The 15,855-nt window shown below is 63.9% G+C and carries 16 protein-coding genes; 10 read left to right on the top strand and 6 right to left on the bottom strand.

The features are described from left to right. Window positions 1–13 precede the first annotated feature (13 nt). Window positions 14–907: a LysR family transcriptional regulator gene (locus IAE34_RS09800; RefSeq protein ID WP_200138750.1), complete on the bottom strand. Its 894-nt coding sequence runs from the start codon at window positions 905–907 to the stop codon at window positions 14–16. A gap of 104 nt (window positions 908–1,011) precedes the next feature. Here IAE34_RS09800 and IAE34_RS09795 point away from each other — a divergent pair, with 104 nt between their 5' ends. Together IAE34_RS09795 and IAE34_RS09790 are read left to right on the top strand one after the other, a co-directional pair. Next, window positions 1,012–2,004, top strand: coding sequence for a zinc-dependent alcohol dehydrogenase family protein (locus tag IAE34_RS09795; RefSeq protein ID WP_200138749.1), 993 nt, complete (start codon window positions 1,012–1,014; stop codon window positions 2,002–2,004). A 31-nt stretch (window positions 2,005–2,035) separates the two neighbouring features. Next, the gene (locus tag IAE34_RS09790) at window positions 2,036–2,353 is read left to right on the top strand and encodes a putative quinol monooxygenase (protein WP_200138748.1); all 318 of its coding nucleotides are present in this window, start codon (window positions 2,036–2,038) and stop codon (window positions 2,351–2,353) included. 31 nt (window positions 2,354–2,384) lie between these two features. On the opposite strand, the gene IAE34_RS09785 is transcribed toward IAE34_RS09790, so the two are convergent. The 3 genes from IAE34_RS09785 to IAE34_RS09775 are packed head-to-tail and all read right to left on the bottom strand — an operon-like array spanning window position 2,385 to window position 5,946. Then, the gene (locus IAE34_RS09785) at window positions 2,385–2,960 is read right to left on the bottom strand and encodes a cob(I)yrinic acid a,c-diamide adenosyltransferase (protein ID WP_200138747.1); all 576 of its coding nucleotides are present in this window, start codon (window positions 2,958–2,960) and stop codon (window positions 2,385–2,387) included. Window position 2,961: 1 nt separating this feature from the next. After that, window positions 2,962–4,992: an ATP-binding protein gene (locus IAE34_RS09780; RefSeq protein ID WP_200138746.1), complete on the bottom strand. Its 2,031-nt coding sequence runs from the start codon at window positions 4,990–4,992 to the stop codon at window positions 2,962–2,964. A gap of 36 nt (window positions 4,993–5,028) precedes the next feature. After that, complete coding sequence (locus IAE34_RS09775; protein ID WP_200138745.1) at window positions 5,029–5,946, bottom strand: putative 2-dehydropantoate 2-reductase; 918 nt, start codon at window positions 5,944–5,946, stop codon at window positions 5,029–5,031. Window positions 5,947–6,043: 97 nt separating this feature from the next. Here IAE34_RS09775 and IAE34_RS09770 point away from each other — a divergent pair, with 97 nt between their 5' ends. From IAE34_RS09770 to IAE34_RS09760, 3 genes are all read left to right on the top strand, one after another. Beyond that, on the top strand, window positions 6,044–6,529 hold the full coding sequence (locus tag IAE34_RS09770) for a YajQ family cyclic di-GMP-binding protein (RefSeq protein ID WP_200138744.1): 486 nt from the start codon (window positions 6,044–6,046) through the stop codon (window positions 6,527–6,529). A 115-nt stretch (window positions 6,530–6,644) separates the two neighbouring features. After that, window positions 6,645–7,487 (top strand): mechanosensitive ion channel family protein, encoded by an 843-nt coding sequence (locus IAE34_RS09765; protein ID WP_200138743.1) that lies wholly within the window; start codon window positions 6,645–6,647, stop codon window positions 7,485–7,487. Window positions 7,488–7,677: 190 nt separating this feature from the next. Further along, window positions 7,678–8,922, top strand: a complete 1,245-nt coding sequence (locus tag IAE34_RS09760) for an MFS transporter (RefSeq protein WP_200138742.1) — start codon at window positions 7,678–7,680, stop codon at window positions 8,920–8,922. Between the two features lie 45 nt (window positions 8,923–8,967). Here the strand turns inward: IAE34_RS09760 and IAE34_RS09755 are convergent, their stop codons facing one another. Together IAE34_RS09755 and IAE34_RS09750 are read right to left on the bottom strand one after the other, a co-directional pair. After that, the gene (locus IAE34_RS09755) at window positions 8,968–10,515 is read right to left on the bottom strand and encodes an AmpG family muropeptide MFS transporter (protein ID WP_200138741.1); all 1,548 of its coding nucleotides are present in this window, start codon (window positions 10,513–10,515) and stop codon (window positions 8,968–8,970) included. Window positions 10,516–10,558: 43 nt separating this feature from the next. After that, window positions 10,559–10,912 carry an MGMT family protein gene (locus tag IAE34_RS09750; RefSeq protein WP_200138740.1) on the bottom strand — a complete coding sequence of 118 codons (354 nt, stop codon included), beginning with the start codon at window positions 10,910–10,912 and terminating at the stop codon, window positions 10,559–10,561. A gap of 151 nt (window positions 10,913–11,063) precedes the next feature. On the opposite strand from IAE34_RS09750, the gene IAE34_RS09745 reads away from it, so the two are divergent. The 5 genes from IAE34_RS09745 to groL all read left to right on the top strand — a co-directional run bounded on the left by IAE34_RS09745 (window position 11,064) and on the right by groL (window position 15,695). Then, window positions 11,064–12,071: a DUF481 domain-containing protein gene (locus tag IAE34_RS09745; RefSeq protein ID WP_200138739.1), complete on the top strand. Its 1,008-nt coding sequence runs from the start codon at window positions 11,064–11,066 to the stop codon at window positions 12,069–12,071. Between the two features lie 103 nt (window positions 12,072–12,174). Continuing rightward, window positions 12,175–12,906 (top strand): HugZ family pyridoxamine 5'-phosphate oxidase, encoded by a 732-nt coding sequence (locus IAE34_RS09740; RefSeq protein WP_200138738.1) that lies wholly within the window; start codon window positions 12,175–12,177, stop codon window positions 12,904–12,906. A gap of 66 nt (window positions 12,907–12,972) precedes the next feature. After that, the gene (locus IAE34_RS09735) at window positions 12,973–13,434 is read left to right on the top strand and encodes an FxsA family protein (protein ID WP_200138737.1); all 462 of its coding nucleotides are present in this window, start codon (window positions 12,973–12,975) and stop codon (window positions 13,432–13,434) included. A 276-nt stretch (window positions 13,435–13,710) separates the two neighbouring features. Further along, window positions 13,711–14,004: a co-chaperone GroES gene (locus tag IAE34_RS09730; protein ID WP_003251905.1), complete on the top strand. Its 294-nt coding sequence runs from the start codon at window positions 13,711–13,713 to the stop codon at window positions 14,002–14,004. Window positions 14,005–14,051: 47 nt separating this feature from the next. Further along, a complete protein-coding gene (groL, locus tag IAE34_RS09725) occupies window positions 14,052–15,695 on the top strand; it encodes a chaperonin GroEL (RefSeq protein ID WP_200138736.1) in 1,644 nt (547 codons plus the stop codon). The last annotated feature ends 160 nt before the right edge of the window (window positions 15,696–15,855 follow it).

The raw sequence follows: 15,855 nt of genomic DNA, 5'->3' as shown, positions 1-15,855 counted from the left end.
GCCGTTAGCATCGCTACTGAACCAGTGGGCTGATTTCAATCTGTTCCTTCAAATGGGCAATGAAGCACCTCACCGCAGGTGACTGGTTATCTCGGGAGGGATAGACCGCGAACAATCCGATCGGCGGTTCCACCTGCCACTGCGGCAGTGCTTCGACCAGACGCCCGGCGCGCAGGTCCTGGGCGATGTGCCAATCGGCGAGCAGGGCCATGCCGTGGCCGTCGAGCGCCATCTGCCTGACCATTTCGCCCATGCTCGAGGTGAAGTGACCGCTGACCCGCACCGTCTGCCGCTGCGCCCCGAGGGCGAATTGCCAACGGTCTTGCCCGCCGATCAGCAAGGCCGCGTGTCGCTTCAGGTCTTCCGGCGAGTCTGGCAGGCCGTGCTGTCGCCAGTAGTCGGGTGAGGCGCATACCAGCCGTCGGCAGGGCGCGATCAGTTGGGCGATGAGCGTGGAGTCTTCCAGTGCCCCATAGCGGATCGCCAGGTCCACGCCCTCGGCGACCAGATCCACGACCCGGTCCGTCAGATCCAGTTCGAGGGAGACGGCCGGATAGCGACGCATGTAACTGCTGATCACGTCAGACAGATACTGCCCCGCGAAGGTGGCCGATGACGTGAGGCGAATTCTGCCGCTGATCTCTGCACTGTCGCCCAATGCATGCTGGGCTGCCTCCACGCTGGCCAGGATGGCTGCGACGTGCGGGTAGAATTTTTCGGCGTAAGGGGTCGGGCTGAGCTGGCGAGTGGTACGGTTGAACAGCCGCCTGCCGATGCGATTTTCCAGGTTCTGCAGCCGCTTGCTGCCGCCTGCGGGGGTGATGCCTAGGCTGTCGGCAGCCGACCTGATCGAGCCAGAGGCATAGACCTGTGCAAAAAAGCGCAACTCTTCGAGAGAATCGAACACGGATTGCCAACCTTCAGGACCTAAAGTCGCAACCATTATCGCCTATTCGATCTGACTGCTTGATGATAATTTTTCCAGCATCCTTTTTGACTATGGAGCGTGACATGCAAGCTATCGTGATCAATCGCCACGGCGGCCCTGAGGTTTTCGAAGCGGCACAAGTGCCCACGCCGCTGATCCAGGCGGGTCATGTGCTGATCGAAGTCAAGGCCACCAGCGTCAACCCGGTCGATACCAAGATCCGTGAGGGCAGCGAGGGCACGGCCGGGCTCACGTACCCTGCGATCTTGCATCTGGACGTGGCAGGAGTGGTCAAGGCTGTGGGCGAGGGTGTTACGCGTTTCCAGGAGGGCGATGAGGTCTATGGCTGCGCCGGGGGCGTGGCCGGGTTGCCGGGGGCGCTGGCCGACTACATGCTCGCCGACGCGGACCTGATCGCGCACAAGCCGCGCTCGGCGTCGTTCGCCCAGGCAGCGGCGCTGCCACTGGTGTCCATCACGGCCTGGGAAGCACTGGTCGATCGTGCCCGTATTCGGCCTGCCGATCATGTGCTGATTCAGGGCGGCACAGGCGGGGTAGGACATCTCGCCATCCAGCTGGCCAAGGCCATGGGCGCGACGGTCAGCACGACCGTGTCCACCGACGAAAAAGCGCGCCTGGTGCGCGAGCTGGGTGCCGATCATGTGGCGCTGTACCCTCAGGAAACGCCCCAGCAGTACAGTGCGCGCATCACCGAAGGGGCCGGCTTCGATACGGTCTTCGACACGGTGGGTGGGGTGTCGCTGCTCAACTCCCTCAGCGCTGCGCGGCTCAAGGGCCATGTCGTGTCGATCATCGGCTACGACACCTACGACCTCAGCGAGATGCATTTCAAGGGCCTGAAGCTCGACCTGGTGTTCATGCCGATCCAGATCATCCATGGCATCGATCGGGCGCACCATGGCGATATACTTCGCCGTATCGCGGTGCTGGTCGATGCCGGTGCGATCACGCCGTTGCTCGACCAGTGCCACCCATTCACGCCTGAAGGCGTGGCAGCGGCGCACGAGCGGCTGCAGTCGGCGAGGGCGATCGGCAAGGTCGTCATCGCTCGATGAACGCTTGAGCCCACTCAGTACTGGAGAACCCATGATGAACGATCGACGCTCGCCCTCGAACCTGCTCCCGGTGATCGCCACCCTGCGCGCCATCCCAGGCAAGGAGGGGGAATTGCTCGAAGCGCTCAAGGTGGTGGCCGAGGCCTCGCGGCAGGAACCCGGATGCGTGCGCTACGAGCTGCATGTGCAGCGCGACGATCCTGCGACCTTGGTCGTCTACGAGCTGTGGCACGGCGACGACGCGCTACAGACGCACATAGGCTCGGCCCACTTCCAGCACTTCATGCAACTGGCCGAACCCTGGCTGGCGGCGCCGCTGGACGTGCAGATGCTCCAGGCGGTCGAGTGACGGCGCGCGCAGGGTTCTGCCTGACAGGCCGCTAACGGCCCGCGTCGCCCGGTCTGGGTGCTGCCTGCCACAGCACCTCGGCCACGCCCTGGCGTCGGCCGATGATCCGTGCCGCCACGAACAGCAGGTCCGACAGGCGGTTGATGTAGGCCAGTCCGACACCTTCGAGGGGTTCCAGCGCATTGAGCTGCTGGCAGCGCCGTTCGGCACCCCGAGCCTGGGCGCGACAGACGTGCGCCTGGGCCACCAGTGCCGAGCCGCTGGGCAGGATGAAATTCTCGAGGGGGCCGAGTTCGTCGTTCCAGCGGTCGATGACCGCCTCCAGCCGCTCCACCTCGGCGCGGTCCAGTGCCTGGTAGCTGGGCATCGCCAGCTCGCCACCGAGATCGAACAGGCGATGCTGACAGGGCGCCAGTACCTCGCTCAGCTCATCCAGGCCGTGCTCGGCCAGCCCCGCGAGCAGCAGCCCCAGTTGACTGTTGAGCATGTCCACTTCGCCGATGGCTTCCACGCGCGGATGGTCCTTGGGCACCCGGCGCCCGTCGCCCAGGCCGGTTTCGCCCTTGTCGCCGGTGCGGGTGTAGATTTTCGACAGCCGATAGCCCATGTCAGGTCTCCAGGTGCTGGGAGCGCGGTGCGCTGGTCTGGCTCAAGGGCAGGCGCAGGGTGAAGCACGTGCCCTGGCCGGGTGTCGAGTGCACCTCCATCTGCCCTTTGTGATTGTCGGTGATGATGAAGTAGGACACCGAGAGTCCCAGGCCCGTGCCCTGGCCGATCTCCTTGGTGGTGAAGAAGGGTTCGAAGGTGCGCTTGCGCACCGACTCGGGCATGCCGACGCCATTGTCCTCCACCTGGATCTCCGCCCAGGGCGGGTTGAGCCGCGTGCGCAGGACGATGCGCCCGGGCTCGCTTGGCGCGGGACGCTGGTGAATGGCCTGGGCCGCGTTCTTCAGCAGATTGAGCAGCACCTGTTCCAGTTCGTTGGCGGTGCACGGGACCGGGCCTAAGTCGGGGTCGAACTGACGGACGATGGCCTGGCCCTTGAAGTCGAAACCAACGGTGAGGTCGAAGTCGTTGCCGGCGATGTCCACGGCCTGGTCGATCAGTGCGGGCAGGTCACAAGGCGCCAGTTGCCGGTCGCTGCGACGACTGAAGCTGAGCATGTGGGTGACGATCCTGGCGGCACGTGCGCCGGCCTGGCGAATGCCTTCCAGCAGCTGTGGCACTTCGCGGCTGTCCAGGTAGCGGTTGACCGTACTGAGGTCGATGCCCAGCTCCTCGGCCTGCTGCTGGTTGCGCGGCAACTCCGGGGAGAGGCGCCGGCGGATGTTCTGCACGTTGTGCAGGATCGCGCCCAGCGGGTTGTTGATCTCGTGGGCCATGCCAGCGGCCAGCCCCCCGACCGAGAGCATCTTTTCCGACTGCACCATCATTTCTTCCAGTGACAGTCGCTGGGTGATGTCGTCGATGCGGATCACCACGCCCCGTCCACCGCCGCCGGTCAAGGGGTAGAAGGTCAGGGCGTAATGGCGCGCTTCGTCGTCCTTGGGCCAGGTGATTCGATCGACCTTGACCACCTGGTGCTTGAGGACGGTGTCCCTGAGTTGCGGCAGGAAGGGTTTGAGCGGTTCGAAGGCGATGAAGATCGGCTGGTTCAGGGCCTGATCCAGCGGGGTGCCGGAAAGTGCCGTGGCTTCCTGGTTCCACTGCGTCACGTAGAGCTGCTCGTCCAGGGCGATCAGCGCCGAGGGCATCGAGTCGATGATGCTGTTGAGGTAGTTCTGGAAGCCGGTGAGCTTTTTCTCGATCTTGCTGCGCACCTGCACCTCCAGCTCCAGCTTGCGGTTGGTGTGGCGCGTCTCCTCGGCCAAGCCCTGGGCCTGGTCGAAGGCCGCCTGGAATTCGTCGCGGGCGCGCTTGAGCTGGTCCTCGCGGGCCTCGATGCGCGAAAGCATGGTGTTGAAGGCGTCCGCCAGGCTGCCGATCTCGTCGTCGTTGCCGCGCTGGGCGCGCAGGGCATAGCTTTCCTCGCGAGTCACCTGGCGCGACAGCTCTTCCAGGCGGTTGATCGGTTGGGTGATCAGGCGCTTGATCTGCCGGGCGATGACGATCCACAGCAGGATGCTGAACACCAGGATCGCCAGGCTCGCCGACAGCGTGCCGGTGTAGAAGGCCACTGGCAGCTCGCTGCTGGCGACCAGCAGCAGGTGAGCGGGAGGGCCGCTGCTGCGGGGCAGGGCGATCAGCTGGGTGTTGCGAAATTCGGTCAGGCGCCACGTGTCGATGTTGCGGTCGCGCTTGGGCATGTTCAGCGCCGGGCCATGCTGAAGCTGGGCGAGCAGGCGGCCTTCGCCGGAATACACGGCGGCGGCGCGCAGCGGTGCATAACTGTCCAGTTCCTTGAGCAACACATGGGCGCCCTCGCTGGACTCGCCGGCCTGGGCGGAGATCTGCGGGTTGGCTACCAGACGGCCGATGGTCTGCAGGGCCTGGGGCGTCATGCTGTCCTGGGTGATCCAGTACGCCGCGCTGATGAAGGCCAGGTTGGCGACCAGCAAAATGGTGATCAGCAACACCAGCAGCGCGGCCAGCAATTTCTGCCCGACCGGCAGGTTTTCCAGACGTTGGCGCAAGGTCATGGGCAAGGCGAGATCCGTGTCGGTGAATGGGCGGCGTCAGTCGCAGGGCAGCTGGCGCGCCTGCAGGGTATCGACCAGTCGCCGGTGCAGGCGTTCCAGACCTGGAGCGGACACGCCATGACGTTCTGCGGTACGAAGGGCATGGCCGAGCAGGTAGTGCACCTCGGTCCGTCGGCGCGCCTTGACGTCCTGGTGCATGGACGAATAGTTCGCGGCAGTGGCCAGGATCACCCGCTGCACGTCTTCGACCAGGTCCTGGGCCGCCAGGGGCTGACCGGCACGTTCGAGCAGCTCGCCGAGCTCCCGGCACAGCTCGTCGATCTCTTCCAGGTGGCCGAGCAGGCCACCATTGGCGCAGTCGTGCAGCACCGTCAGCGGGTTGATCGCGCAGTTCAGCGCCAGCTTGCGCCACAGCCGGGCAAGGATATCCAGCGACCATTGGGCGGCGATGCCGGCCTCCTGCAATTCGCCGAACCAGTCCGGCATGGCCGGGTTCATCGGGTCGCCCAGCCAGTTGAAGCCCTGACCGGCGAAATGCACCTGCCAGTCCTGCTGACGATAGGCGCCCTCGGTGCTGGAGGCCAGGATGCAACGGGCGTGGGGCACCACCGCCGCCACCTCGTCCTGACTGCCCAGGCCGTTCTGCAACAGGATCAGCTGCGCGTCGGCGGCCAGGCGAGGCGCGATGCGCGCGACGGCCGCAGCGGCATCGTAGGCCTTGCAGGCCACCAGCAGGCGGTGAATGGGGCCGGGGTCTTCGCAGGTGTGCGCAGGAATGGCGAAACGCGTGCCCTGCTGTCGCTCGATCAGCGTCAGGCCGCCGGCAGCCTCATAGGCCGCCAGACGCTGTCGATCGCGCAGCAACAACTGCACGGGCTTGCCCGCCCGAGCCAGGCGGCAGGCCCAGAGACTGCCGAGGCTGCCGGCGCCGAGAATGTGCCAGGTGCTGCTCATCTGCCTTTCGCAACCCGTTATAATGAGCCCGCATTTTAACCGTCAAACCCGACGCGCTCCATCTTCGCAGCGAGCGCGCTTTTTATGGAGAACACCCATGCCGTCGTTCGACGTGGTATCGGAACTGGACAAGCACGAAGTGCAGAACGCGGTCGACAACGCCATCAAGGACCTGGACCGCCGCTACGACCTCAAGGGCAAGGGCACCTTCGAGTTCAAGGACAAGGAGCAGACCGTCCTGCTCACCGCCGAGGAAGAGTTCCAACTCGAGGCCATGCTGGAGATCCTGCGCCTGGCGCTGGTCAAGCGCAAGATCGACGTGAAGTGCCTGGAAACCCAGGACCCCTACGCCTCGGGTAAGGAGAAGAAGCAGGAGGCCAAGTTCCGCGAGGGCATCGACAAGGAACTGGCGAAGAAGATCGTCGCCACCGTCAAGGACGCCAAGCTCAAGGTGCAGGCCGCCATTCAGGGCGAACAGGTGCGCATCACCGGCAAGAAGCGCGATGACCTGCAAGAGGCCATTGCCCTGCTGCGTACCAAGGAATTCGACATGCCGCTGCAGTACAACAACTTCCGCGATTGATCAGGCTTTTCCGAGGAACCCGGTGGCGACCTGGAAGGTCCATCGGTTCCAGGTCGCCTGACCCGCGGTGGCCTGCCTCAATCACGATCTGCCGTTCGGCACTCAGGAGATGTACATGGATTTAAATGCCGAAGTCGACCACCTGGTTCGTCAGTCGCAGACCTGGATTCCCTTGATCATGGCCTATGGCAGCCGCCTGCTGCTGGCCCTGCTGACCCTGGCCATCGGCTGGTGGGTCACCAGCAAGATCAGCGACCGCCTGGCCCGCCTGGTGGGCCTGCGGGTCGCCGATCCGGCCCTGCAGGGCTTCATCCGCACCCTGGCCAACATCGCCTTGAAGATCATGCTGGCGATCAGCGTCGCCTCCATGATCGGCATCGAGACCACCTCGTTCGTCGCGGCCATGGGTGGCGCGGTACTGGCGATCGGCCTGGCCTTGCAGGGCAGCCTGGCGAACTTCGCCGGGGGCGTGCTGATCCTGCTGTTCCGGCCGTTTCGCCTGGGCGACTGGATCGAGGCCCAAGGGGTCAGCGGCACCGTCGACAGCATCCAGATCTTCCACACTGTGCTGCGCACCGGTGACAACAAGACGGTGATCCTGCCCAACGGCAGCCTGTCCAACGGCATCATCACCAACACCAACCGCCAGCCGACGCGCAAGGTGGTGTTCGATGTCGGCGTGGATTACGACGCCGACCTGCAGAAGGCGCGCAACGTGCTGCTGGCCCTGGCGCAAGACCCACGTGTACTGCCCGACCCGGCGCCGCAGGCGGTGGTGTCGAACCTGGGCGACAGTGCGATCACCGTCTCGCTGCGTCTGTGGACCAAGACCTCGGACTACTGGGACATGATGTTCATGCTCAACGAGCAGGCCCGTGATCGCCTCAAGGCCGAGGGTATCGACATTCCGTTCCCGCAGCGGGTCATTCGCCTGGTGCAGGAAACGCCGGCGCAGTAGTCCAGCGTTCCCGGCTGACGACGCCACACCCCCAGAGGCCGTGCCTGCATGACGTTCAAGGTCGTGCAGGCGCGGCCTCTGGCTGTGCGCAGGTCATACAGGCCTGAAGCCGCTTACACTCCCTTACAGGATGTCCATGCCGCCTGTGGCATATATCCTGACCTTTCCTCTACCTGCCCGCGATCCTTCCATGAAACCACTGCTGTACATCACGCCGCTCAGGGCGCTGCTCTTTGGCCTGACGCTGGCGCTGTTCGAATTGCTCACCTACCTGACCAGTGACGCCGTGATGCCCGCCATGCCGGTGGTGGTCGACGACCTGCAAGCCAGTCCCGAATTCATTCCCCACGCGCTCAACCTGTACTTGCTGGGTGGGGTGCTGCTGCAATGGCTGATCGGCCCGCTGGCCGATCGCTATGGACGGCGCCCGCTGCTGCTGGGCGGCTGCGTGGTCTTCGGTGTCGCGTGCCTGGCGACCTTCTGGGTCCACGACATTGGCGTGTTCAACCTGCTGCGCCTGCTGCAGGGCATCGGTCTGGGCTTCGTGGTGACCGTCAGCTATCCCGCACTGAACGAAGCGTTCAGCGAAGCCGATGCCGTGCGCATGATGGCCCTGCTGGCCAATATTGCGCTGCTGTCGCCGCTGCTCGGCCCGCTGGTGGGAACCCTGATGCTGCAGTGGCTCGATTGGCGCTGGCTGTTCGTGGCGTTCGCGGCAGGGGCGCTGCTGTGCTGGGGGCTGCTGTACCGGCTGATGCCGGAAACGCTCGGGGTGGAGCGCCGCGACGGTTCGCGGCTGGCCTTCACGCCCATCCATCTGCTGCCTCTGCTGGCCGGGTACGGCCAACTGCTGCGCAACCGGCAGTTCGTGGCCGGCAGTGCGGCGCTGGGATTGGTCGGGTTGCCGCTGATCGGCTGGATCGGCCTGTCCCCGGTGCTGCTGATTCACGACGAGGGGCTGAGCACGCTGGACTATGCCCTGTGGCAGTTACCGGTGTTCGGCGGGCTGATTCTGGGTAACCTGATCATCAATCGCATCGCCGATCGCTATGCGCTTGCGACACTGGTACGTGGCGCGCTCTGGCCCTACCTGGCCGGCCTGGCAGTGCTGGTGCTGGCCACCTGGCTGCACCCTTCGGTCATCAGCGTGGTGGCCGGCATGTCGCTCTATGCCTTGGGGCTGGGCGTCGCCAACGCGGTGCTCTACCGCATGACGCTGTTCGCCAGCGAGCAGAGCAAGGGCCTGGTCTCGGCCATGCTGGGCATGATCACCATCGCCCTGCTCGGGCTGGGTGGTGCACTGCTGGCCATGCTGGGTGCCGGCTCCAGCCTGCTGCACTTTGCGGTGGCGGCGGGCATCGCCGGTGCGCTGGCCATCTGGCCGCTGTGGCTGATCGTCGGCGGTCCACGCTCGGCGGTTGCCGTCACCCAGTGACGGCTCGGCACCTCTGTCTGGGCTGAGCGCGGTCGCGAACCCCGCTCAGGGTTGCTGGGCGGGTGGGTTCTGCTCCGGATCCTGTTTGCCACGCCTGGCCTCCTGACGCCAGTGCAAGGCGATCAGAACCAGGGTCGGCACGCCCAGCAGGGCAGTGATGACGAAGAAGTTGTGGTAGCCGAACTTCTCCACCATCACCCCTGAGTAACCGCCGATCAACCGCGGCAACAGCAGCATGATCGAGCTCAGCAGCGCGTACTGGGTGGCCGAGAACTTCAGGTTGGTGAGGCTCGACAGATAGGCCACGAATGCCGAGGTGGCCATGCCCGAGCTGAAGTTGTCCAGCGAGATGGTCACCACCAGCATTTCCAGGTTCGGCCCCATGTCGGCCAGCATCACGAAGAGGATGTTGGTGCCCGCGGAGGCCACGCCGCCGATGAACAGGATCGGCAGGATGCCGAAGCGCACGATCAACAGACCGCCCACGCCGGCGCCGACCAGGGTCATGATCAACCCGAAGATCTTGCTGACGCTGGCGATCTGGTCCTTGGTGAAGCCCATGTCGATGTAGAAGACGTTGGCCATCACGCCCATCACCGTGTCGGACATCCGATAGGTGGCGATCAGCCCCAGCAGCAGCAGGGCCTGCCAGCGGTAGCGCAGGATGAAGTCGTTGACCGGTGTGAGCACCGGGGCCAGGCCGCGACGGCCCATGGACGACAGGCAGGCCCAGGTCAGCAGGGCGTAGAGGATCAGGCGCAGGAAGGCGCGATCTTCGAGCAGCAGGTCGAGCATCGTGGCATTGCCGAACACCACGCTGGCCCAGTCGGTATTGAACATCTGGGTGAAGCTGGCCGGTACCGAGACCAGCAGGATGATCAGCACGAACACCGACATCAGCTGGTGCATCAGGCCGTAGCGAGCGGCCGACAGCTGGGTACGCAGCGCGACTGCCGGCTCGCGCATCACCAGGGTGGTGAACAGCGCCGGCAGCATGAGCAGGCCGAACAGCACGTAGGTGCCGGTCCAGGCCTTGTGCAGGTAGCTGAAGCCGGTGGAACCGAACCACTCGGCGAAGAACAGTGCGCCGGCGGTGGCCAGCAGCGCCGCGACCCGGTAGCCGGCCATGTAGCTGGCTGCCAGCGCCGCCTGGCGTTGGTCGTCGGCGACTTCCAGGCGATAGGCGTCGACGGCGATGTCCTGGGTGGCGGAGGCGAAGGCCACCAGCACCGCCAGGGCGATGAGCCACGACAGATGTTTCTGCGGATCGCACAGGCCCATGCCGATGAGCCCGAGCACCACCAGTATCTGCGAGAGCAACAGCCAGGAGCGACGTCGACCCATGCCACCGAGCAGCGGCAGGCGCCATTGGTCGAGCAGGGGCGACCACACCCATTTGAACGCGTAGGCCAGGCCGATCAGGCTGGCATAACCGATGGTTTCGCGTGCGACCCCGGCTTCGCGCAACCAGACCGAGAGCGTGGAGAACACCAGCATGTAAGGCAGGCCGGCGGCGAAGCCGAGCAACAACAGCACCAGCGTTGACGGGCTGGCGTAGGCAGCGAGCGCAGCGCGCCAGGTTTTACGGGGCATGGGCCAACATCTGCCTCAAATTTGCGAAAACAAAGCGCGCACTCTAACCGCTGAGCTCCATTGGGCGCCAGCCATGGCGCTTCATATCCACGCGATTGTTGGCGATATTCACGCCTTCGGCGCGCAGCCGGGCGCGCTGCTCTTCTCCAGACGGGGTGCAGGGCGCCAGACTCAGGCGCCCGTTCGCCCCCAGGACTCGATGCCAGGGCAGTGAGGTATCGCTCGGTAACTGGCTCAGGGTACGCCCGACCCAGCGTGCGGCGCGTCCCAGGCCGGCCATTTGGGCCAGTTGGCCATAGCTCACCACTTTGCCGGTGGGCACCTGGCTCAATGCCACATAAAGTGCCATTCGTCGGGCTTCGGCGCTGTCGCTGTGCGGAATCGTTTGACCCGACATCAGGTCAGTCCTGGGCTGCAGCGGAATCTGTCATGAAAGATGTGCGAAATGAGAATTGAACTCGTAGCCATAAACCTAGTCTTTCCTTGCTCCGTGCTTGGGTATCTGGATAATGCCCGACGTTTCCACCCAATCGACTGCAAATTTGCCTATGTATCCTAAAACCTTGCTGTGCCTTCTTGCTGCCTCACTGTCCGCACCTGTGCTGGCCGACACCGTCTGGATGAAGAACGGTGACAAGCTCAGCGGCAAGATCAAGGTGTTCGACGGCGGCAAATTGCTGCTGCAGACGCCGTACGGTGGCAACATCGCCCTGGACTGGAAGCAGGTCAAGACCCTCGAGAGCGACCAGGAACTGCTGGTCCGCCAGGATGCCGAGAGTGGCGAGAAAGCCAAGTCGCTCAAACCGGCCGAATCCGGCAAGGTGATCCTGGCCAACGGCGAAGCGCCCAAGACGGTCGAGCTGGCCAGCATCGAGCAGATCCTCAAGCCCAAACCTGTGGTCGAAGACCTGGTGTGGAAAGGCAATGTCGACCTGGCGCTGGACTACAAGCGCGCCGAAAACGATACCGACGATTACGACATCGGCTTCAAGACCACCGCTCGCCACGGCCGCTGGCGGCACAATGCCGAGGGCGAGTACAACCGCGAAACCAAGGACGACGTCACCACGACCAACAACTGGCGTGCCGAGTACGCCCTGGACCGTTTCCTCACCGAGAAGTGGTTCTGGCAAGGGCGTCTGGAGTACAAGCGCGACATGGTCGAAGACCTCGCCCGTCAGCGTACCGTGGGTACCGGCCCTGGCTACCAGTTCTGGGACGATGAACTGGGTGCGTTCTCCCTGGGCGCGCTGATCAACCGTACCGACTACGAATACCGCGACGGCGGCACGGACAATTTCTACTCGGCCGCGGTGAAGTGGGACTACAACCGCTACCTGATCGGCAAGAAGATCGAGTTCTTCACCAATGGCGAGCTGGGCAAGCCGATCGGTTCGGTCGCCGACTACTCGCTCGACGCCGAAATGGGCCTGCGCTACAAGGTCACCGACTGGGCTTCGCTCAACCTCAAGGCCGAGAAGGACCTGATTCGCGGCACCCGCGACAGCGATCTGGACAAGACTCGCTACACCGCTGGCTTCGGCGTGGCCTGGTAAGGTGCCGATCCGGCAGGGGCGCTGGACCGCCGTCCCTGTCGGCACTTGCTTTTCCTGTCGCTTGTGGCTTATAGCGTGGGGCTGATCCTCAAGGAGCCTCGCTGTGAGTACTCATGCCCTTCGTCCCGCCCGGGAGCTGCTGCTCAAGGAATACCGCGGCGTGCTCTCGACCCTGTCCAAATCCATGCCCGGCTTTCCCTTCGGCTCGGTGGTGCCTTACTGCCTCGACGCTCAGGGGCGGCCGCTGCTGTTGATCAGCCGCATCGCCCAGCACACCCATAACCTCCAAAAAGAGCCCAAGTGCTCGCTGCTGGTCGGTGAGCGCGACGCCGACGACGTTCAGGCCGTCGGGCGCCTGACGCTCATGGCCGAGGCGCGCAAGGTGCTCGATGCCGCTGAGGTGGACGCCGCCGCCCAGCGTTACTACCGCTATTTCCCCGATGCCAGCGACTACCACAGTGCCCACGATTTCGACTTCTGGGTGCTCGAGCCTGTTCGTCACCGATACATCGGTGGCTTCGGCGCCATTCACTGGCTGGACCAGGTCACCTTGGCCAATCCGTTCGCCGGTGCTGGCGAGGCCGGCATGATCGAGCACATGAACAGCGACCACGCCGCCGCGATCGCCCACTACGTGGCGCTCAGCGGTCTGCCTGGCCATTCCCCGGCCGAACTGGTCGGTATCGACCGCGAGGGAATGCACCTGCGCATCGGTCATTCGATCCACTGGCTGGCATTTCCTCAGACTTGCAATACGCCGACACAAGTTCGCGAGGCCTTGGTTTTGCTGGCCCGCGCCGAGCAGTGGCCGGTCGTCGAGACCTCCCAGGGTTGAAATCCGGAGCACACGCATCCATCTGATGGTCTTACTGGAAGGTTCACTTCCGTCGAGGAATCCTTGATGCGTGCTTTTCTACTGTTGTTCCTGATTTTTCCGGTGCTGGAGTTGTTCGTCTTCGTCAAGGTCAGCGCCGCCATCGGCTTCTTCCCGGCGCTGCTGCTGATCATCGCAGGCTCCGCACTGGGCCTGCTGATGATGCGCGTGGCGGGCCTGGCCACGGCGCTGCGTGCCCGTGAAAGCCTGCAGCGCGGCGAACTGCCGGCCGAAGACATGTTCCAGGGCATGATGCTGGCCGTCGGTGGTGGTCTGCTGCTGATCCCCGGTTTCATCAGCGATGTGCTGGGCCTGCTGTGCCTGTTGCCCTTCACCCGTCACCTGGCCGCGCGCAAGCTGCGTCAGCGCGCCGAGGCACAGGCGCAGCGCCAGCGTGCGTTTCAGGATGATCCGCTGCACGGTCAGCCGCGTGACGGCGGCCACCGTCCCAACGTGATCGAAGGCGAGTACGAGCGCCGCGACCAGTAACTCGTCGATTGCGTGCGAGCCCGCGCCACCTCGGTAGCGCGGGCTCGCGCGTTTTCGGTCCGCCGTCCTGTGCAGGCGCGGAAAAAAATTTGTGACCCTGCCCTTGTAATCGAATGCGGTGACCTTATGTATGTGGTCACCGCAAGGTTTCTGGTGGCGACACCAGACATGACTCGCGGGGTTCGCCTGGTGCGGGCCCCCACCGGCAACGCCGGATTGCTCAACCCGCCGGTGTCGAACCGGCCGATGAAAACCACACATTAGGAGAGATCGACAATGAAGCTTCGTCCTCTGCATGACCGCGTCGTCATCCGTCGCAGCGAAGAAGAATCGAAAACCGCTGGCGGTATCGTCCTGCCGGGTTCGGCCGCTGAAAAACCCAACCGTGGCGAAGTCGTCGCGGTTGGTACCGGTCGCGTCCTGGACAACGGCGAAGTGCGCGCGCTGGCCGTGAAAGTGGGTGACAAAGTGGTTTTCGGCCCGTACTCGGGCAGCAACACCGTGAAAGTCGATGGCGAAGACCTGCTGGTCATGGCCGAGAACGAGATCCTGGCCGTCGTCGAAGGCTGATTTCCCGACTTCCCGTTACCCCACAGAATTTGAAGGATTAAACGATCATGGCTGCTAAAGACGTAAAATTCGGCGACTCCGCTCGCAAGAAAATGCTCGTTGGTGTCAACGTTCTGGCTGACGCGGTGAAAGCGACCCTGGGCCCGAAAGGCCGCAACGTGGTCCTGGCCAAGAGCTTCGGCGCACCGACCATCACCAAAGACGGTGTCTCGGTCGCCAAGGAAATCGAGCTGAAATGCGCGTTCGAGAACATGGGCGCCCAGCTGGTCAAGGAAGTCGCTTCCAAGGCCAACGATGCAGCCGGTGACGGCACCACCACTGCAACCGTCCTGGCCCAGGCCATCGTCAACGAAGGCCTGAAAGCCGTCGCTGCCGGCATGAACCCGATGGACCTCAAGCGCGGCATCGACAAGGCCACCGCCGCCGTCGTCGCCGAGCTGAAGAACCTGTCCAAGCCATGCGCCGATTCGAAGGCCATCGCCCAGGTCGGCACCATCTCCGCCAACTCCGACAGCTCCATCGGTGAAATCATCGCCGAAGCCATGGAAAAGGTCGGCAAAGAAGGCGTGATCACCGTCGAGGAAGGTTCGGGTCTGGAGAACGAACTGTCCGTCGTCGAGGGCATGCAGTTCGACCGCGGCTACCTGTCGCCGTACTTCGTGAACAAGCCGGACACCATGGTCGCCGAGCTGGACAGCCCGCTGCTGCTGCTGGTCGACAAGAAGATCTCCAACATCCGCGAATTGCTGCCGGTGCTCGAAGCTGTCGCCAAGGCCGGCCGTCCTCTGCTGATCGTGGCCGAAGACGTCGAAGGCGAAGCGCTGGCCACCCTGGTGGTCAACAACATGCGCGGCATCGTCAAGGTCGCTGCGGTCAAGGCCCCAGGCTTCGGCGACCGTCGCAAGGCCATGCTGCAGGACATCGCCGTCCTGACTGGCGGCCAGGTGATCTCCGAGGAAATCGGCCTGTCGCTGGAAACCGCCACCCTGGAGCACCTGGGTAACGCCAAGCGCGTGATCCTGTCCAAGGAAAACACCACCATCATCGATGGTGCTGGCGTCGATGGCGACATCGAAGCACGCGTCAAGCAGATCCGTGCCCAGATCGAAGAAACCTCGTCCGACTACGACCGTGAGAAGCTGCAGGAGCGTCTGGCCAAGCTGGCTGGCGGCGTCGCTGTGATCAAGGTCGGCGCTGGCACCGAAGTCGAGATGAAAGAGAAGAAGGCCCGTGTCGAAGACGCCCTGCACGCGACCCGTGCTGCCGTCGAAGAAGGCGTGGTGCCTGGCGGTGGCGTCGCTCTGGTACGCGCCCTGGCTGCGATCGTCGACCTGAAGGGCGACAACGAAGACCAGAACGTCGGTATCTCCCTGCTGCGCCGCGCTGTCGAAGCGCCGCTGCGTCAGATCACTGCCAACGCCGGCGACGAGCCGAGCGTTGTGGCCGACAAGGTCAAGCAGGGTTCGGGCAACTACGGCTACAACGCTGCTACCGGCGAGTACGGTGACATGATCGAAATGGGTATCCTGGACCCAGCCAAGGTCACTCGTTCGGCGCTGCAAGCTGCGGCTTCGATCGGTGGTCTGATGATTACCACCGAGGCGATGGTCGCTGACCTGCCGGAAGACAAGCCAGCGGCTGGTGGTATGCCGGATATGGGTGGTATGGGGGGTATGGGCGGCATGATGTAAGGTCAGCCTTACCTCGCTGTCTCGCTTCAACGAAGAGCCCCGCCTTGTGTGGGGCTTTTCGTTTTTTGCGGGTTTTATTTGGGGTGGGGGGCTTATCCGTTTATTGGGGTGACGCTGATTCACCTTTTCGCTTTTACAGCGACCTACTTTTTCTCTTGGG

It is taken from the genome of Pseudomonas sp. S30 (assembly GCF_016518545.1).
GTDB lineage: Bacteria > Pseudomonadota > Gammaproteobacteria > Pseudomonadales > Pseudomonadaceae > Aquipseudomonas.
The sequence above is the reverse complement of the archived record's forward strand: the minus strand, read 5'-3'. Positions and strand labels throughout refer to the sequence as shown.